This window comes from Amycolatopsis eburnea (assembly GCF_003937945.1).
GTDB classification, from domain to species: Bacteria; Actinomycetota; Actinomycetes; order Mycobacteriales; family Pseudonocardiaceae; genus Amycolatopsis; species Amycolatopsis eburnea.
Genome location: NZ_RSEC01000058.1, coordinates 867,899 through 885,504, shown reverse-complemented (window position 1 = coordinate 885,504; position 17,606 = coordinate 867,899). Strand labels below are relative to the sequence as shown.

Below are 17,606 nucleotides of genomic sequence, written 5' to 3'. Positions count from 1 at the left end.
GCGGTGATAATTCGAATTACTACGCGGGTATGGTGCGGGTGGATGTGGTGGGGAGTCAAGGGACAGAACCGGACAGTGTGCGGTCAGGTGCGGTCGCCGCCCAGGGGCGCGGCGGGTCGCGTCGGGCGGTCCGGCGGTGTCTTGAATGACTCATTCAGGTCTTCGGAGGTCCTGAATGAGTCATTCAAGACGTCGGGCAAGCCGTCGCAGGACCGATGCCTAGCCGGTCAGGCGGCGAGCATCGACGTGGCCAGCCGCTTCGCCGTGCGGAACGGGCCTGCGTCCTGGGCCACCACGGACTGCACCGCGGCCCCCTCGAGCACCAGCATCAGCTCATCGGCCAGCCGGTCAGCCCCAGCGGCCCCCGCCCGCGCGAGCTGGGCCCGCAGGTACCCGTGCAGTGCCGTCTTGTGGTGGCGGACCACCTCGCGGACCGGGTCGGCCGGGTCGGGGAACTCCGAAGTCGCGTTGAGGAACGCGCACCCTCGATACCCGTCCCGGGACAGCCACTCCTCGTACGCGTCGAACACCGCCAGCACCCGCTGGCGCGGGTCCGGGTGCGCCGCCGTGATCTCGTCGACCTGCTCCTGCCACGCCCGGTCGCGCTCGCGCAGGTACGCCACCACGAGCCGGCTCTTCGAACCGAAGTTGCCGTACAGGGCCGCCTTCGTGACACCCGCCTCCGCCGCCACCGCGTCGACGCCGACGACGTGGATGCCGTCCCGGTAGAACAGCGTCGACGCGGCCTTGAGCACCTTCCCCCGCGCGTCACCGGGGCGAGTCCGGCCCATCACACCTCCCGGTCTGCCGCTCCACCTGCCACAACCGTACCAGCCCTTGACAGCCAACAGACCGGTCTGTCTGATGGTGGCATGGCGACCAAGGCGGAAGCGACGACGTCCTGGTGGCCCCTCGCCGCGGCCGGCGCCGGGGTCATCGCCCTCTGCTACGGGTTCGCGCGGTACGCCTACGGGCTGTTCGTGCCGCGGTTCAGCGAGACGTTCGGGCTGACCACCGTCGGCATCGGCGTGCTCGGCGGGCTCTCGACCGCCGGCTACGCGGCCGGGCTGCTCCTGGCCCCGCGGACGTCGGCGCGCTCGGCGCGCGGCACCGTGCTGCTCGCCGGCGCGGCCGCCACGACCGGGCTCGCGCTCATGGCGCTGGCCCCGGGCGTCGCCGCGTTCGCCGCCGGCATCGTGGTCGCGGGCGCCAGCGCGGGGCTCGTGTCGCCCGGTGTCGCCCAGCTCATCGGCGAGACCACCGGCCAGGCTCGTGCCCAGACCTGGGCCAACACCGGCACCGGGCTCGGGCTCGCCGCGTCCGCGTTCACGCCGTTGCTCGCCCTCGGCTGGCCGGTGGTCTGGGCGGCGTTCGCCGGGCTCGGCGCGGTCGTGACGCTGCTCGCCTGGCGGACGCTCCCCCGCACCCGGCCCGCCGTCGTCACCACCGGCGGCGGGCACGGCCTCCGGCCGCTGGTGCTCAACGCCGTGCTCATCGGGGTCACGAGCGCGCCCTACTGGACGTTCTCCGGCTCCCGGCTCGCCGAAAGCGGACTGAGCCCGGTGGCCGTGACCTGGTGCTGGTTCGCGATCGGCGTCGCCGGGCTGGCAGGCGGCCTGGCCGGCCGGGTCGTCGAACGCGCCGGGCTGACGGCCGCCAACCTCGCGACCTGGACGCTCGCCGCGGCCGGGCTCGCCCTCCTCGCCGTGCCCGGCCTCGGGCCGGCCGGCGCGCTGGTGTCCAGCGCGCTCTTCGGCAGCACGTACATGGCGTTGACCGGCCTGTGCATCGTCTGGGCCGCCCGGGTGTCACCCGAGCGGCCCGCCCGCGGCGTCACCTGGTCCTACGTCGGGCTCGGCGCCGGGCAGACCGCGGCCGGCCCGCTGGCCGGCGCGGCCGCCGCGGGCATCGGGCTCGGACCGGTGTTCATACTGACCGGTCTGGTCGCTCTCCTCGCGTGGACCCCGTGGTTCAAGCCAGCGACGCCGGCAGACCCGCGGCCGTGACCAACGCCGGGCCGGGGAACTTGACCGCGCGCGACAAGCGGTCCCCGGTCACCGTGAACACCCACAGCCCCTCCGCGCGCAGGACGCCCGCGTCGTCCGGGCGGTAGCTGCCCGCGGCGGGCTGGCCGTTGGCGCGCGTGGGCCGCAGCCGGATCCCCTTGTCCGCCCGGAAGGCGTAGCGCTCCAGGAACGGCAGGCACACGCTCACGCCCTTGAACCACACCGGGTGCGGCACGGCTTCGAGGCTGAAGTCGTCGTGGATGACGGTCCGGATGGCCGCGGTGTCCTGCGCCTCGAACGCCGCGACGTAGCGGTCGAGCAACGCCCGTTCGACTTCCTGGTCCGGGGGCGCCGCGTCGAGGTCCAGCTCGTCGAGCCGCTGCCGGGCCCGCTGCAGCAGGCTCTTCACCGCGGGCACGCTGACGTCGAGCGTTTCCGCGATTTCGGCGGCGGACCACGACAGCACCTCCCGGAGCAGGAACGCCGCCCGTTGCCGCGCTGGCAGGTGCTGCAGCGCCGCGATCAGCGCCAGCCGCACCGACTCGCGCCGGACGACGACCTCCCCGGGGTCGCCCAGCACCGCGTCGGGCAGCGGCTCGAGCCACGCGAGCGCGCCGGCCCCGAACTCCCGGACGTCGGGATCGCCCGACGGCGCCCCCAGCCCGGCGGGCAGCATCCGACGGCTGTGGTGCTTCAGCTCGGTGAGGCACGTGTTGGTCGCGATCCGGTACAGCCACGTCTTGAGCGACGACCGCCCCTCGAACGCGCCGACCCCGCGCGCGGCCCGGAGGTACGTCTCCTGGACGACGTCTTCGGCGTCCTGGTAGGACCCCGTCATCCGGTAGCAGTGGGCGAGCAGCGCGGGGCGGAGCGCGTCGAACTCGTCCCGCAGCCGCGCGCTCCCGGCCAGTGGCATCGCCTCAGCTGACATCGCGCACTCCCCGCTCCTGGATGGCCTCCAAAGCATCCCTCATCCCGGCGAAGCCCGAGCGGTAGAACCGGGGTCCGAACGACACCCGCGCCACGCCCAACGCCGCCAGGCCGTCGAGGTCCAGCGCCGGATTCGTGTTGCCGTTGACCGGCCCGCCGACGTCGGCGACGAGCCGGCCGAGCGCGTCGCCGGGTGCCCCGATCGGGTACACGCAATCCGCGCCGGCCTCCCGGTAACCGCGGCCGCGCCGGACGGCCTCCGCCACCCGGTCCGCCTCGGGCACCCCGGCGGGCGGCAGGAAGACGTCGATCCGCGCGTTGACGACCAGCGGGACCCCGCTCGCGTCGGCGGCCGCGCGCACTTCGGCCAGCCAGTCCGCGTGCGCTTCCGCGTCCCGCAGCCGCCCGGCGCGGTGGTCGGTGTCCTCGAGGTTGCAGCCGGCCACCCCGGCTTCGACGAGCCGGTCCACGAGTTCACGAGGCGCCAAGCCGTAGCCGGCCTCGGCATCGACGGTCACCGGGACGGGCACCGCACGCGCGATCCGCGCGGCCGCCGCGAACATCTCTTGCCACGGCGCCGCTTCGCCGTCCTGGTACCCGAGCACGTCGGCCACGGCGGCACTGGACGTCGCCACCACGGGGAACCCGGTCTCGACGACCAGTTCCGCGCTGGCTTCGTCCCAGGCGTTCGGCAGCACCAGCAGCTCGCCGTGGTGCAGCTCGCGCAGCAGGTCGGCGTGGGCTTTCAGGTCGGTCATGGCTCAGTTCTCCTTCGGTTCGCGACTCGGGACGAAACAGCCGGCCAGCACGCCGGCGGCGGCGAGGGCGGCGCTGAGGACGACGGCGGCGGTGAACCCGCCGGTGAACGCGTCGTAGCCGCCGGCCAGCGAGAACCCGGCGACCAGGACGGCCACGCCGAAGGCCCCGCCGAGCTGGCGCATCGCGCTGAACGCACCGGAAGCCTTGCCGAGGAACCGCGGCCCGGCCGAGGTCAGCACCGCGCTCTGCACGGCGGGCAGGCACATCGCGATGCCGGTGCCCGACAGCACCAGCGGCGCGGCGAGCGCCCAGTACGTGCTCGCCGGGCCGGCGACCGCGGCGATCCAGAGCATGGCGAGCCCGTGCAGGCCCAGGCCGGCGACGATGAACGGCCGCTCGCCGAACCGGCCGACCAGGCGCCCCGCCAGCTGCGGGACGACCACGGTGGTCAGGCCCCACGGCGCCAGCCCGGCCCCGGCGGCGAGCGGCCCGTACCCGAGCCCTTCCTGCAGGAACTGGGCCATGAAGAACGTGGCGCCCAGCGCGGAGGCCCAGTGGAAGAAGATCACCGCGTTGCCCGCCGAGAACCGGCGCGAGCGGAACAGCCCCAGCGGGAGCATCGGGTGCGCCGCCCGCCGCTGCCAGGCGACGAACCCGCCGAACGCGGCCAGCCCGGCCACGAGCGGTCCGGCGACGCCCACCCAGCTCGCGGTGCCGACCTGCGCCAAGCCCCACACGACCCCGAACGAACCAGCGCCCGCCAGCAGCAGGCCCGGCACGTCGAGGGCGCGATCGGGCCCGTGGCTCTCCTCGATCCGGGTCAGGGCGAGCACGGCGAGCACCGCGCCGACGGGGACGTTGATCCAGAAGATCCACGGCCACGAGATGCCCGCCACCACGGCACCGCCCAGCAGCGGCCCGAGCGGGACCGCCACCCCGCTCACGCTCGCGAAGACGCCGAGCGCCTTCGGCCGCAGCTCCGGCGGGAACGCGGCACCCAGCAGCGCCAGCGCGAGCGGCATGACGAACGCGGCGCCGGCGCCCTGCAGCACCCGGCCGGCGATCAGGGTGCCGGCGTCCGGCGCGAGGGCGCAGACCAGCGAGGCCAGCGCGAACACGCTGACGCCGGCCACGAACACCCGCCGCCGTCCCCACCGGTCGCCGGCGGCCGCGGCCGTCATGAGCAGGACGGCGAAGCTCAGGCCGTAGGCGTTGACCGTCCATTCGAGTTCGGCGACCGACGCGCCGGTGCCGGCCTTGATCGCGGTCAACGCGGTCGCCACGACGAGCGCGTCGAGCACGACCATCATCGAAGCGACGGAGGTGATCGCCAGGACCCACCTGCGCTTCGCGGTTCCTACCTCGGGTACCGCCGGTGTGGGCGGGGTTTCGACACGCACTCGGGACTCCTCGCGGCTCGGTTGCGGTGCTTCCATGAGATGGACACCGCGCGAACCGAAAAGGAATCGGTGCCTAGAGGGGCAACCCCGAATAGTTGTCCGCGAGCTCGGTCGCGGCGGCCGCCGACGTCACCGTGCGGCGGAGCTGGGCCAGCTGGAGCTGGGCGTCGAAGTCGTCGCCGTGGCGGTGCAGCATCGACGTCATCCACCACGAGAAGTGCGTGCAGCGCCAGACCCGCCGCAGGGCGGTGTCCGAGTACGCGTCGACCAGTTCGTCGCGGCCGTCCTTCAGCGAAGCGGTGAGCGCCTTCGCCAGCAGGGCGACGTCCGCGACCGCCAGGTTCAGGCCCTTCGCCCCGGTCGGCGGCACGATGTGCGCGGCGTCCCCGGCGAGGTAGAGGTTCCCGTGCCGCATCGGCGTCGCGACGAAGCTGCGCATCGGCAGCACGCTCTTCTCGGTGATCGGCCCGGTCTCCAGCGCCCACCCGGGGTGCCCCAGCCGGGTGGCGAGCGCGTCCCAGATCCGGTCGTCGCTCCACGCGGCGATGTCCTCGTCCGGCGCCACCTGCAGGTAGAACCGGCTCACCCGCGGCGAGCGCATGCTGTGCATCGCGAACCCGTCCGGGTGCCAGGCGTAGATCAGCTCGTCGGCCGACGGCGCGACGTCGGCCAGCACCCCCAGCCAGGCGAACGGGTAAGCGCGCTCCCAGACCTCGGCGTCCGGGATCGACGCCCGGCTCGGTCCGTGGAAGCCGTCGCAGCCGACGACGACGTCCGCGTCGACGCGCTGCGCCCGGCCGGCCTCGTCCACGAAGGTCACGTGCGGCTGCCCGGTGACGTCGTGCAGGGTGACGTCGGTGGCCGAGTAGTACGCCGGGCGACCGGCCTTCTCCCGCGCCGCCATGAGGTCCTTGGTGATCTCGGTCTGCCCGTAGATCGTCACCGACCGGCCGACGAGGTCCACGAAGTCCAGGTGGTGGCGCTCGCCGGGCCACTGCAGGTGGATGCCCCGGTGCTCCATGCCCTCGACGTCGAGCCGGGCGCCGAGCCCGGTGTCGCGCAGGAGACCGACCGTGCCCGCCTCGAGCATGCCCGCGCGGATGCGGGCCTGGACGTAGTCCGGGGTCTGCCGTTCGAGCAGCACCGAGTCGATGCCTTCGAGGCCGAGCAGGTGGGACAGCAGCAGCCCGGCCGGGCCGGCGCCGACGATGGCGACCTGGGTGCGCACGGCAACGTCCTTTCGCGTGGAGGAGGCCCCGAGCATCCCCCGCCCGGCCCGGCGCCCACCACCGGACTCTCATTCAATGAGAGAGTGTCCGCGAGATTCCGCGGGCCGCCGCGCGCAGCGCCGGGATCTGCATCCGCGCCGAGTCGTCGTTGGGGACGATCACCGACAGCGCCGCGACGACGTCGCCGCCGCGCCCCCGCAGCGGGACGGCGATCCCGGTGGTCTCCTCGTCGATGAAGCCCGCGCAGTACGCGTAGCCGTCCCGCCGGACGTCGGCGAGGAAGCGCCGCAGCCGCGCCGGCTCGGTCAGCGTGGTCCGGCGGAACGCGCCGAGCGGGCCGGCCAGCACCTGTTCCTGCAGGTCGGCGGGTGCGTGGGCGAGCAGCACGAGCCCGGACGACGACGCGTGCAGCGGCAGCCGCCCGGCCACGCGCGTCACGTTGACGACCGCCCCGGGCGCGGAAAGCCGTTCGACGAACAGGACTTCGCGGTCCTCCAGCACGGCGAGCTGCGTGTGGTGCCCGACGACGGCGTGCAGGTCCTCCATGAACGGCAGCGCCGCCTCCCGCAGCCCCAGCGTCGGAGAAGCGCGCGAAGCCAGCTCCCACAGCCGGACGCCCACCCGGACCCTCCGATCGGTGTCGCGCCGGAGCCAGCCGTGCCCGACCAGCTCCTCGATCAGCCGCGACGCGGTCGCGACGTGCAGCCCGGTCCGCCGCGCGATGTCGGTGACGCGCAGCGCGGGCGCGTCCGGCTCGAAGGTCTCGAAGATCCGGACGACCCGCGTCAGCACGGAGTCGCGTTTCACCACGTCAGGCAGTGTGCCCCACCTTTCGCGGCGGGGCACGCTCCCGTGATCACGGCAGAGAGTTCAGGAACGGCTCGTGGCTGTTCTGGAACTCCCAGTTGTAGTACTTGTCCCAGTTGATCGACCAGGTCATCAACCCGCGCAGCGCGGGCGAGGTGCCGCCGCGCAGCGTGTACGAGCCGCAGCCGCTGCCCTTGACCAGGCAGTTGACGGCCGTCTGGACGTCCGCGGGCGAGGTGTAGCCGTTGCCCGCGCTGACCGCGGCGGGCAGGCCGATCGCGATCTGGTCCGGCCGCAGCCCGGGGAAGAACTGGCCGGTGTTCGCGACGCTGAACCCGGCCTTGAGCATGTCCGTCATCGCGATGTGGAAGTCGGCGCCGCCCATGTTGTGGTACTGGTTGTCCAGGCCCATGACCGGCCCAGAGTTGTAGTCCTGGACGTGCAGCACGGTGAGCGAGTCCCGCAGCGCGTGGATGACCGGCAGGTAGGCGCCGGTCCGCGCGTCCCCGGCGCTCGTGCCGCCGTAGAACTGGTAGCCGACCTGCACGAAGAAGGTCTCCGGCGCCATCGTCAGCACGAAACCCGAGCCGTACTTGGCCTTGAGCGTCTTCAGCGCGGAGATCAGGTTGACGATGACCGGCGTGGTCGGGTTGCGGAAGTCGGTGTCCCCGGCGTTGAGCGACAGCGAGTGACCCTCGAAGTCGATGTCGAGGCCGTCGAGCCCGTACTTGTCGATGATCGCGGAGACGGAGCTGACGAACTTGTCCCGCGCGGCGGTGGAGGTCAGCTGCACCTGGCCGTTCTGCCCGCCGATGGAGATGACGACCTTCTTGCCCTGCGCCTGCTTCGCCTTGATGGCGGCGATGAAGTCGGCGTCGCTCTCGACGTTCGGGCATTCGGCGACCGGGCACCGGGTGAAGCGGATGTCGCCCGAGGTCACGGAAGTCGGCTCCCCGAAGGCGAGGTCGATGATGTCCCAGGCGGCGGGCACGTCGGCCATCCGCACGTAGCCGGAGCCGTTCGCGAAGCTGGCGTGCAGGTAGCCGACGAGCGCGTGCTTGGGCAGCCCGGTGTCGACGCACCCGGTGGTGGTGGCACTGGTGGTGGCGGATTTCGGCGACTCACCGGCACTGTTGTAGGCGGCGACGGCGTAGCTGTGGGTTTCGCAGGCCTTCAGTCCCGAGATGGTGGCGCTGGTCCCGGTCGTCGTGGCGACGACGGTGCTGCCTTCGTAGACGCGGTACCCGGTCACGGTGCCGGCGCTCGCGCCCCAGCTGAGGGCGATGGAGTTCGCCGTGATGCTGCCGGTGGCCGGTACGCCGGGCGCACCGGGCGTGCCGGGGGTGTTCCCGCCGGGGCCGTCGAGGACGACGTCGTCGGCGTAGTAGGTGCCGGCGCCGTACCAGCCGTGGAGGTAGAGCTGGGCGGAGGTCTGGTTGCCGGTGGTGAAGGTGAGCTGCAGCTGGTTGTACGCGCTCGCGTTGCCGGACCAGGTGGAGGCGCCGCCGGTGATGCCGAGGTAGACGGGGTTCCCGCGCACCCAGGCGGAGACGGTGTAGGTCGTGTTCGGCTGAACGGACACGGTTTGGGAGCACTGGGCGTAGTCGGCACCGACGGGCGTGGCGGCGAGGGCGTAGCTGCCGCCGTGCACGGGGGTGCTGACGGTGGTGGCACCGGAGCAGGTCCAGCCGGAGAGCGAGCCGGCTTCGAAACCGGGGTTGGCGAGGAGGTTGGCCGCTTCGGCGTTGCCGGTCAGGAGACCGGAGAACGCCAGTACCAGGGCGGCGAGGGTTGCGGACAGTCTGGAACGCCTCATCGGGTCCTCCAGTCGGGGAGATACCCGGTATTGTCTAGACCAATATGTAAAATGTCCAGACCAAATGAGGGTGGGACCGTCGCGGGCGAGCCGGCCGGCGGTGCGGCGATGTCATGAAAGGGTCGTTCATGGCGCCTGACGAGATGAACGACCCTTTCATGACATCCCCCGCGGCCACGATCAAGAACGAAGCTCCGCGAGCACCCTTGACCACCAGCCGGGAAAGAAGGGCCAGCCCATCGCGGGCGAGCCGGCCTGCGCCCCGACGAAGTCAGGTCAGCACGGCGGCCGCGCAGTCTGCCCGGCGCTGCGGCAATGTCATGAAAGAGTCGTTCATGGCGTCCGACGAGGTGAACGACCCTTTCACGACATCCCCGCGGCCGCGATCAAGAACGAAGCTCCGCGAGCACCTTGGCCACCAGCCGGGTCCGCCCCGCGCGCGAGCGGTCGATCACCTGGACGCTGCGCCACCCCGCCGGAACCCGCTCCGCGAGCAGCTCCTCGCGCCACTTCCCCACCCGCCGCACGTGGCGCGCGAACGACCGCGGCCGCACGACCCGGCCGCGGCGGCGTTGCCCTTCCAGCGCCTGCTCCGCCGGGACGTCGAGGAACAGCAGCCGGACCGGACGGCCGCTCACCGCGCCGACCAGGGCCAGCAGCGCGCGGGTCGAAGCCCTCGTCGACGGTTCGTGCACCACGATCGGGCCCGCCGCCCCGAGCGCGCGGCCGACGATCCGCGCGCGGTGCCAGGCGTGCACCACCGGCCGGTAGCAGCGGTACGGCACCGCGGGGGCCACCGCCCCGAGCCGCTCGCGGACCTGGTCGGAGTCCAGCACCGGCAGGCCCGTCGCCGCGTGGCGGAGCATCGTCGTCTTGCCCGCGCCCGGGAGGCCCGCCACGACCAGCATGTCGCGTGGCCCGAGTTCGATGACAGTGGGCTCGCTCATGCACCCTCAACGCCCGGCCGAAGGTAATGGTTCCTTTACTATCGACTCACGGACAGTAATGGGAACATCTTTCGCGGGGTGTGTGCCACCCGGCCGGACGCGCGGTCATCACGCGCCGTGCCGTGAGGCCGGAAACCCATGCAGGACAACGCATCCGACGACGGCCACTTCGGGTGAAGTTGCCGCGCGCCCCTTCCTTGTGCCCGGAAAACGCTTATCTTCTGAAGGGGACACCGCTAGAACAGGGGACCTCGTCATGACCCAGTCGCTGGAACTCCCGGTCCAGGAATTCTGTCTCGATTGGACACTCACGGGCGACGAAGGAAGCAAGGTCGCGGTCACCCTCAGCGGGCAGGTGTCGCTGCTCGACAACAACCGGTTCTACAAGATCGACGGCGTCGTCTACGTCACGGAGGGTGACGCCGACATCCGCGCGGTCGGCAACCCGTGCCTGTCCGTGCGGCGCAACGGCGTCGAGAAGACGGGGCGGCAGTGGGGCTGGGAGATGTGCTCGGCCCGCAAACGCCTGGCCGCACTCAACACGATGGAGGGCTACTTCGTCCGGACGGGTTACTGGGCGCCCGCCGACCGCGCCATCCAGCTGAGCCTCTGCGCCGAATCCGGGTGGAGCCGGCGCAAGAGCTACAGCCCGCACGTCACCGTCCGGATGGTCGACTGACCATTGAGGCTTATTCTGGTTAGGCCGCCACGCCCCCACCGGATACCGCTGGTCACCGCGAAAGTCATGTGGCGGCCGACGGCCGAATAAGTCTCATTGTGGACGCCCGGCGCCGCGCCGCCGCGACGACCAGCCCGGCCGCGAGCGCCCCCGCCACCGCGCACCCGGCGCCGAACCCGGGCGACGGCTCGTGCAGGCGCAGCACCGACACGCACAGCCAGACCGCCGCGCCGAACAGGATGCCCAGCACCGGGCCGCCGACCGGCGCGCCGCGCCAGCGGTGGCCGTTGCGGATGGTGCGCAGCCCGGATTCGAGGTAGGCGAGCGCGAACAACGCCAAGATGAGGCTGCCCGCGCCCATCGCGCTGGCCAGCGGGTGCTGGCTGGTGAGGAGCGTGAACGTCTGGGTGATCGGGCCGGTCCGGACGGTCGCCGTGACCGCGCCGCCGACGATCCACCGCGCGATCCCCGGCAGGGTGAGCTCCGCGGTGAAGCCGTTGCCCTCGGGTTTCGCGGTGGTTTCCGCCGAGCCGAGCGGGATCCCGGCCGCGGACAGGTCGATCGCGACCGGCCCGGGGTTCCCGGAACCGCTGAAGATGAGCGGCTTGCTGAGGTCCACCTCGACCGGCGCCGAGACGGCCGTCCCGCCGAGGTTCAGCGTCGGCGACGCCGAGTGCGGCAGCCGTTCGGGGTTGAGCAGCGCGAGGACGATCAGCGCGAGGCCCGCGAGCGCCGCGCCGACGCGCAGCCAGATCACGGGCGCGGCCGAACTCCCCGGCTGTTGGGCGGGGTTCGGGTCCAGGTGGGGATGTGGCGCGGCCAAGGTGGGGTTCGGGGCGCCGGGCCGCTGGACCGGGCGGGTACGAGCGGGATCGAGGGCCGCCGACCCGGGCCCGGCCACCTGCGCGGCCGGGGCCGTCGGTGCGTTCAACCCCGCGATCACCCTCGGCGGCAGGTGCAGCACCGGCACCCCGGACCGCTCCAGCCACCCGGGTCCGTACACCGCCGTCGCCGCCGCGGCCAGGTCGGCCGCGAACGACTCCGCCTCGCGATAACGCGAGTCCAGTTCACGCGCCAGGCTTCGCATCACCACGCCCGCGATCGGCATCGGGACGCCCGCGATCGGCATCGGGTCGGTGAACATGTGCTGGCGCATCATGCTGATCGCGCCGCGGGTGTTGTCGAACGGCAGGCGGCCCGACAGCAGCTCGTACAGCACCGTGCCCGCCGCGTAGACGTCCGCCGCCGGGCTCAGCGCGTTGCCCATCGCCTGCTCGGGTGCGATGTACGCCGGGGTGCCGAGGATCTCGCCGCCGTGGGTCACCAGGGTGGCGCCTTCGCTGATCACGCGGGCGATGCCGAAGTCGGCCACCTTCACCACGCCCTGCGTGCTGAACAGCAGGTTCCGCGGCTTGACGTCGAGGTGCAGCACCCCCGCCAGGTGCGCCGCGTGCAGGCCGGCCAGCATCGCCAGGCCGATCGCGCACGCCTGCTCGCCGCTGACGCCGTCGCCGTGGAAGCGGCTGTGGACCGTGCCGCCGTCGAGGCGTTCCATCACCAGCAGGTGCTCGCGGCCCGTGCGGACGTAGTCGTACACCGGAACGATGTGCGGGTGGTCCAGGCTCGCCAGCACCCGCGCCTCGCGGTCGAAGAGCTCGCTGCTCGTCGCGTGGTTGAGGACGTCCCAGGGCAGCTGCTTGATCGCGACGCTGCGGCCGAGCGTCCGGTGCACGCCGGCGAACACCACGCCCATGCCGCCTTCGCCGATTTCCGCCCCGATGTCGTACTGCGGCAGGGCGGCGATCAGCTCGGCCGGTGCGCTCATCGGGTGAATTCCTGCGTCGACGGCAGCGGCAGCCGGGTCGTGACGCCGTCTTCGGCGGGCGTGACCGCCGGCGGTGCCGGATGCGGGGTGAGGTAGCCGAGCAGGAACGCGATCGCCGCGGCGCCCAGCACCACCGGGAGCTCGATCGCCGGCTCCGGCGGGACGAGCCGCAGCACCGACAGGCTGATCACCGCGACCAGCCCGGTGCCGAACCCGGCGGGCAGGAAGCGCAGGCCGCGGCGCCAGCGGTTGGGCGCCAGCCGGTGCCGGGCCAGCGCGAGCAGCGTGGCCGCCCAGGCGAGGACCGTCAGCACGAGCATCGCCAGTCCGAAGACGCCGTACACCGACCAGACGGAGCCGCGGACGTCGGCGACCGTCGTCGCTTCACCGAGCGTGGCGCGCTGCGCGTCGAGCAGCTCCACCGACGACGGCAGCAGCCCGGTCGCCTGCCCGCTGAGGTCACCGAGGTCGAGCACGAACGTCCGGGTCGCCGAGCCGCGGGCCGGCACCTCGAACGGCGCTGTCGTGTCGTAGGCGAAGAACGTCAGCGCGAGGGCGACCCCCGACAGCCGCACGCTGCGGACCTTCACCGGCGCGGTGCCGGTGTTGGTGGCCACGACCTTCAGCTCGACCTGGCTCGCCGGGTCGATCGGGACGGTGGCGTCCTCGATCGGCCGCTGGTCGATCGACACCTGCACCCCGAGCGAGCCGGATTCGGCCGACGCGGCCGGCGCGCCGAGCACCACCGCGCACAAACCCAACGCAACCCCCGCCGCGATGACACGTCCCATTGGGCATCCCCTACTTGCGTTATCCAACTCGTCCGGAATGCTACAGCGAGCACACACCGGGGAGGGACGTCCGATGCGATTCGTGGTTCGGCTGTTTTCGGTCGCCGTGGCCGGAACGTTGCTCTTGCTCACCTTCGCGGGCAACGCCAACGCACAATACACATCGTCGGTTGGTTTGAAACCGTCGAGCGGCAAGGCCGGGAGTTCTTTCACCATTTCCTGGAATTTCTACCCGTGCGCCACGGCGATCACCTTTTCCTGGAACGGCACGCCGATGTGGACGGCGAACGCGAGCCTCGACCAGACGAGCGGAACGGTCGCGGCCACCGTGCCCGCGGGCGCCCAGCCGGGCACCTACCCCGTCACCGGCACCTGCACCAACGCGCGGACCAAGCTGCCGCTCACCGCGAGCAGCCGGTTCACGGTGACCGCGACGCCCACCACGACCCCGCCCCCACCCACGACGACCACCCCGCCGGTCGTCACCACGCGGCCGACCCGGCCGGGCACCACCACGACCCCGCCCCCGACGATCACCACCCCGCCGTCCACCACGACCACCCCGCCGACGACAACGACGCCGCCCACCACGCCCGGCACCCCCACCACCACCAGCACCGAGCCCAAGCCCGGGGAACTGGTGCTCGACCGGCCGAGCATCCAGCCCGGCGAGTCGCTCGCCGCGTCCGGGCGGGGGTGCCAGCCGGGCCGGGTCGTGACGCTCACCTCCGACGGCGCCGAGGTCGGCTCGGCCGTCACCGACGGCTCCGGCGCGTTCACCGCGCCCGTCGAGTTCACCCGGATCGAGGCCGGGCGGCACACCGTCGTCGCCGAGTGCGGGGTGCGGCTGACCGGGGCCGTCGACCAGGTCGTCACCCGCTCCTCCGGCGGCCAGACCGGCACGCTGGTCGTCCTCGTGTTCTTCGTCCTCGCCGGCATCACGGTGATCCGCTTCCGGTGATCCCCGGTTGACAGGCAGCCGTGTGGCTGCCTATCGTCAAAAGGCAGCCAGACGGCTGCATGTTTGAAGGGGCACAGCCGAGGAAGGCGCGATGGACGAGGTCTTCAAAGCGCTGGCCGACCCCAGCCGGCGACGGCTGCTGGACGTGCTCAACGAGCGCAACGGCCAGACCCTGCGCGAGCTCTGCGCGGGACTGGACATGGCCCGCCAGTCGGTGAGCAAGCACCTGGCCGTGCTCGAGGCGGCCGGGCTGGTGACGACCACCCGGCGCGGCCGGGAAAAGCTGCACCACCTCGACGCCGCGCCGATCAACGCGATCGCCGACCGCTGGATGACCCGCTACGACCGCAGGCGGGCCGGCGCGCTGGCCGACCTGAAACGAGCACTGGAGTCCGCACCGATGAACGAATTCGCCTACACGACCTACATCAACACGACGCCGGAAAAGCTCTGGCAAGCGCTTACCGACCCGGCCTTCACCCGCCAGTACTGGGGCGTTTCCTTCGAAACCGACTGGAAAAAGGGCTCGCCGATGATCTGGGACGAAAGCGGCGCGAAAACGGAACACCCGGACCAGGTCGTCCTGGAATCAGATCCGTACCGCCGGCTTTCCTACACCTGGCACACCTTCACCGCGGAATGGGCGGCCGGCAACGAGATCGATGCCGAAACGCTCGCAAAACTGCAGGGCGAAAGCCGCACCAAGGTCACGTTCACCCTCGAACCGCAGGGGGAAATGGTGAAGCTGACCGTGCTGCACGACGGTTTCGACGACGACAGCACGACGCTGGCGATGTGCAGCCAGGGCTGGCCCGCCCTGCTGTCGAGCCTGAAAACGCTGCTGGAGACCGGTGTCCCCCTTCCGTGATCCCGGCCAATCGGTCGATCCTCCTGAACGCGACACATCTGGCACAGGGAAAAGTCTGAATCCTCCCCTTTCGTGGGCGGCAGGCTGAAGTCCGGGTGAATTCCCGCCGATCGACGCCATCCGATGCGGTTTCGCGGGCGTTAGGCTCGCATAATCCGTGACCGGTGATGGTCCGATCGAGTGACGGGAGAGTGCGCGTGCCGGGGTCAGTACGTGCTCGCTGGATCGCGGCGGCGGTCGTGCTCGTCGTCGTGGCGGGCGCTGCCGTGGTGTTCTGGCCCGACCGGGCCGCCGCCGGCGATCCGGAGATCGCGGTTTCGCGCTCGGCGTGCGGCACCGGCTGGTCCGAGCCGAAGCCCGGCCCGCAGACGTTCCGGCTGCACAACACCGGCTCGGTGACCGCCGAGGTCGACCTGATCGACCCGGCGACCGGCGTGATCTACGGCGAGGTCGAGGGCCTCGGCCCGGACACCACCCGCCCGCTCCAGGTCAACCTGGGCAACGGCAGCTACGCGTTCCGCTGCCTGCCCGAGGACGCGGGCGCGATCGTCGGGCCCGCCGTGCGGATCAGCGGTGGGGCCGACCGGACCGGGCCGGGCGTCGCGCCGGTGACGCACAACGACCTGCTCGGCCCGCTCAAGGCCTACCAGCAGCACGTCACGACCGGGCTCGGCGAACTGGTCGCGGACACCGGCGCGCTGAAGGCCGCCGTGCACGGCGGGGACCGCGCGGCGAGCCGGGCCGCCTGGCTGACCGCGCACCTGACCTACGAACGCCTCGGCGCCGCCTACGACGCGTTCGGCGACTCCGACGGCGCCCTCAACGGCACCGCCGACGGCCTGCCCGCCGGCCCGGCCGATCCCGGGTTCACCGGCTTCCACCGCCTGGAGCAGGGCCTGTGGCACGGCGAGGACCTCGGCGCGCTCGCCGCCGTCGCCGACCGGCTGGACACCGACGCCCGCGCGCTGCAGTCGTCCTTCGGCGAGAGCCAGGTCGACGGCAACGACCTCGGGCTGCGCGCGCACGAGATCATGGAGAACACGCTGCAGTTCGAACTCACCGGCCGCACCGACTACGGCAGCGGCACCACCCTCGCCACGGCCCGCGCGAACCTCGACGGCACGCGCGCGGTGCTCGACGTCCTCCGCCCGCTGCTGGCCCCGCGCTACCCCGACCTGTCCAAGGTGGACAGCTGGCTGACGCGCACGCAGTCCGCTTTGGACGCCGCACACCGACCGGACGGCAGCTGGACTCCGCTGGCGCAGCTTTCCCAGCCGCAGCGGCAAAAGCTCAACGCCGACGTCGGCGAGCTGACCGAGCTGCTGGCCCCGATCGCCGCCATCGCCGAGCCGAGGAGGGTTTCGTGACCGGCCTGCCTCGTCGTTCGTTCCTGCGCCGCGCCGCGATGGGCGCCGGCCTGACCGTCGCCGCCGGGGCCGGGCTCGGTGCCTCCTCCGTCATCGACAGCGCGGCGCCCGTTCCCTTCCACGGCAAGAACCAGGCCGCGATCCTGCGGAACCCGCCGACGCAGACGATCGTCGCCTCCTTCGACGTCGTCGCGGAGTCCAAGGCCGAGCTGACCGAGCTCTTCCGCGCGATCACCGATCGGGCCCGCTTCCTCACCGCCGGCGGCGCTCCCGCGGCGCTGGGCATCAGCGCGCCGCCCGCCGACTCCGGGGTGCTCGGGCCGGTGGTGCCCGGCGGCGACCTCGGCGTCATCCTCGGGGCCGGCGCGTCGCTCTTCGACGACCGGTACGGCCTGGCGAAGCTCAAACCGTCCAAGCTCAAGCCGATGCCGACGTTCCCGAACGACGCGCTCGACCCCGCGCAGTGCCACGGCGACCTCAGCCTGACCCTGTCGGCGAACAGCACCGACACCGTGCTGCACGCCCTGCGCGACATCGCCCGCGCGACCCGCGGCGGCATGCAGCCGCGCTGGAAGCTGACCGGCTTCAGCTCCCCGCCGCGCCCGGCGGGCACCCCGCGGAACCTGATGGGGTTCAAGGACGGCACGGCCAACCCGACCGGGTCCGAAGTGGACCGTCTGGTGTGGACGACCGGCGCCGGCGAACCCGCGTGGACCGCGGGCGGCAGTTACCAGGTGGTCCGGCTGATCCGGATGCTGGTGGAGTTCTGGGACCGGGTTTCGCTGGCCGAGCAGGAGAACATGTTCGGCCGCCGCCGCGACACCGGCGCTCCGCTCGACGGGACCGAGGAGACCGACGTCCCCCGCTACGCCGACGACCCGATCGGCACGGTGATCCCGCTGACCAGCCACATCCGCAAGGCCAACCCGCGCACCCCGGAGACCGACCCGAGCCGGATCCTGCGCCGCGCGGTGAACTACGACCGCGGTGTCGACAGCAACGGCAACCTCGACATGGGCCTGATCTTCGTCTGCTACCAGCAGGACCTCGAGCGCCAGTTCGAGGCGGTCCAGACGCGGCTGGCCGACGAACCCCTGACCGACTACATCTCCCCGTTCGGCGGCGGCTACTTCTTCGCGCTGCCGGGCGTCACCGGGCCGGACGACCACTTCGGCCGCGCATTGCTCGCCTGACTGGCGATCCCACCACGAAAGGAATCTC

The 17,606-nt window shown here is 72.2% G+C and carries 16 protein-coding genes; 6 read left to right on the top strand and 10 right to left on the bottom strand.

Annotated elements, in window-relative coordinates; genetic code table 11:
* Positions 1–227: 227 nt before the first annotated feature.
* Positions 228–791, bottom strand: a complete 564-nt coding sequence (locus EIY87_RS29740) for a TetR/AcrR family transcriptional regulator (protein ID WP_125313134.1) — start codon at positions 789–791, stop codon at positions 228–230.
* Positions 792–872: 81 nt separating this feature from the next.
* Between EIY87_RS29740 and EIY87_RS29735 the strand changes: the two genes are divergently transcribed.
* Complete coding sequence (locus EIY87_RS29735; protein ID WP_125313133.1) at positions 873–2,006, top strand: MFS transporter; 1,134 nt, start codon at positions 873–875, stop codon at positions 2,004–2,006.
* On the opposite strand, the gene EIY87_RS29730 is transcribed toward EIY87_RS29735, so the two are convergent.
* From EIY87_RS29730 to EIY87_RS29700, 7 genes are all read right to left on the bottom strand, one after another.
* Positions 1,972–2,937 carry an RNA polymerase subunit sigma-70 gene (locus EIY87_RS29730; RefSeq protein ID WP_191984300.1) on the bottom strand — a complete coding sequence of 322 codons (966 nt, stop codon included), beginning with the start codon at positions 2,935–2,937 and terminating at the stop codon, positions 1,972–1,974. The two genes, EIY87_RS29735 and EIY87_RS29730, sit on opposite strands and share 35 nt — an antisense overlap.
* Positions 2,927–3,694: an isocitrate lyase/PEP mutase family protein gene (locus tag EIY87_RS29725; RefSeq protein ID WP_125313132.1), complete on the bottom strand. Its 768-nt coding sequence runs from the start codon at positions 3,692–3,694 to the stop codon at positions 2,927–2,929. The genes EIY87_RS29730 and EIY87_RS29725 overlap by 11 nt, the downstream gene beginning before the upstream one ends.
* Before the next feature lie 3 nt (positions 3,695–3,697).
* Positions 3,698–5,095: a DHA2 family efflux MFS transporter permease subunit gene (locus EIY87_RS29720; protein ID WP_225440103.1), complete on the bottom strand. Its 1,398-nt coding sequence runs from the start codon at positions 5,093–5,095 to the stop codon at positions 3,698–3,700.
* Between the two features lie 73 nt (positions 5,096–5,168).
* Positions 5,169–6,323, bottom strand: coding sequence for a 4-hydroxybenzoate 3-monooxygenase (locus tag EIY87_RS29715; protein WP_125313131.1), 1,155 nt, complete (start codon positions 6,321–6,323; stop codon positions 5,169–5,171).
* 73 nt (positions 6,324–6,396) lie between these two features.
* A complete protein-coding gene (locus EIY87_RS29710; RefSeq protein WP_375336754.1) occupies positions 6,397–7,134 on the bottom strand; it encodes an IclR family transcriptional regulator in 738 nt (245 codons plus the stop codon).
* Positions 7,135–7,180: 46 nt separating this feature from the next.
* Positions 7,181–8,947 carry a chitinase gene (locus tag EIY87_RS29705; RefSeq protein WP_125313130.1) on the bottom strand — a complete coding sequence of 589 codons (1,767 nt, stop codon included), beginning with the start codon at positions 8,945–8,947 and terminating at the stop codon, positions 7,181–7,183.
* A gap of 386 nt (positions 8,948–9,333) precedes the next feature.
* On the bottom strand, positions 9,334–9,894 hold the full coding sequence (locus tag EIY87_RS29700) for an AAA family ATPase (protein ID WP_125313129.1): 561 nt from the start codon (positions 9,892–9,894) through the stop codon (positions 9,334–9,336).
* Between the two features lie 256 nt (positions 9,895–10,150).
* On the opposite strand from EIY87_RS29700, the gene EIY87_RS29695 reads away from it, so the two are divergent.
* Positions 10,151–10,573: a hypothetical protein gene (locus EIY87_RS29695; RefSeq protein ID WP_125313128.1), complete on the top strand. Its 423-nt coding sequence runs from the start codon at positions 10,151–10,153 to the stop codon at positions 10,571–10,573.
* A gap of 64 nt (positions 10,574–10,637) precedes the next feature.
* Here the strand turns inward: EIY87_RS29695 and EIY87_RS29690 are convergent, their stop codons facing one another.
* Both EIY87_RS29690 and EIY87_RS29685 read right to left on the bottom strand, forming a co-directional pair.
* The gene (locus EIY87_RS29690) at positions 10,638–12,398 is read right to left on the bottom strand and encodes a serine/threonine-protein kinase (protein ID WP_125313127.1); all 1,761 of its coding nucleotides are present in this window, start codon (positions 12,396–12,398) and stop codon (positions 10,638–10,640) included.
* Positions 12,395–13,189 (bottom strand): hypothetical protein, encoded by a 795-nt coding sequence (locus EIY87_RS29685; protein WP_125313126.1) that lies wholly within the window; start codon positions 13,187–13,189, stop codon positions 12,395–12,397. Before EIY87_RS29685 ends, EIY87_RS29690 begins: the two co-directional genes overlap by 4 nt.
* Positions 13,190–13,262: 73 nt before the next feature.
* On the opposite strand from EIY87_RS29685, the gene EIY87_RS48525 reads away from it, so the two are divergent.
* The 4 genes from EIY87_RS48525 (at position 13,263) to EIY87_RS29660 (ending at position 17,578) form a co-directional block, all read left to right on the top strand.
* Entirely contained in the window at positions 13,263–14,150 is an 888-nt protein-coding gene (locus tag EIY87_RS48525) for a hypothetical protein (RefSeq protein WP_225440102.1), read from the top strand.
* 91 nt (positions 14,151–14,241) lie between these two features.
* A complete protein-coding gene (locus EIY87_RS29670; protein WP_125313123.1) occupies positions 14,242–15,018 on the top strand; it encodes an ArsR/SmtB family transcription factor in 777 nt (258 codons plus the stop codon).
* A gap of 197 nt (positions 15,019–15,215) precedes the next feature.
* Positions 15,216–16,385 carry an EfeM/EfeO family lipoprotein gene (locus EIY87_RS29665; RefSeq protein WP_225440101.1) on the top strand — a complete coding sequence of 390 codons (1,170 nt, stop codon included), beginning with the start codon at positions 15,216–15,218 and terminating at the stop codon, positions 16,383–16,385.
* Positions 16,382–17,578 (top strand): Dyp-type peroxidase, encoded by a 1,197-nt coding sequence (locus EIY87_RS29660; protein WP_125313121.1) that lies wholly within the window; start codon positions 16,382–16,384, stop codon positions 17,576–17,578. The genes EIY87_RS29665 and EIY87_RS29660 overlap by 4 nt, the downstream gene beginning before the upstream one ends.
* Positions 17,579–17,606 lie beyond the last annotated feature (28 nt).

Excerpts from the sequence above, each read along its gene's own strand:
- EIY87_RS48525 (WP_225440102.1), top strand. The coding sequence starts at position 13,263 with ATGCGATTCGTGGTTCGGCTGTTTTCGGTCGCCGTGGCCGGAACGTTG.
- EIY87_RS29690 (WP_125313127.1), bottom strand. The coding sequence starts at position 12,398 with ATGAGCGCACCGGCCGAGCTGATCGCCGCCCTGCCGCAGTACGACATC.
- EIY87_RS29685 (WP_125313126.1), bottom strand. The coding sequence starts at position 13,189 with ATGGGACGTGTCATCGCGGCGGGGGTTGCGTTGGGTTTGTGCGCGGTG.
- EIY87_RS29700 (WP_125313129.1), bottom strand. The coding sequence starts at position 9,894 with ATGAGCGAGCCCACTGTCATCGAACTCGGGCCACGCGACATGCTGGTC.
- EIY87_RS29705 (WP_125313130.1), bottom strand. The coding sequence starts at position 8,947 with ATGAGGCGTTCCAGACTGTCCGCAACCCTCGCCGCCCTGGTACTGGCG.
- EIY87_RS29730 (WP_191984300.1), bottom strand. The coding sequence starts at position 2,937 with ATGTCAGCTGAGGCGATGCCACTGGCCGGGAGCGCGCGGCTGCGGGAC.
- EIY87_RS29725 (WP_125313132.1), bottom strand. The coding sequence starts at position 3,694 with ATGACCGACCTGAAAGCCCACGCCGACCTGCTGCGCGAGCTGCACCAC.
- EIY87_RS29740 (WP_125313134.1), bottom strand. The coding sequence starts at position 791 with ATGGGCCGGACTCGCCCCGGTGACGCGCGGGGGAAGGTGCTCAAGGCC.
- EIY87_RS29670 (WP_125313123.1), top strand. The coding sequence starts at position 14,242 with ATGGACGAGGTCTTCAAAGCGCTGGCCGACCCCAGCCGGCGACGGCTG.
- EIY87_RS29695 (WP_125313128.1), top strand. The coding sequence starts at position 10,151 with ATGACCCAGTCGCTGGAACTCCCGGTCCAGGAATTCTGTCTCGATTGG.
- EIY87_RS29735 (WP_125313133.1), top strand. The coding sequence starts at position 873 with ATGGCGACCAAGGCGGAAGCGACGACGTCCTGGTGGCCCCTCGCCGCG.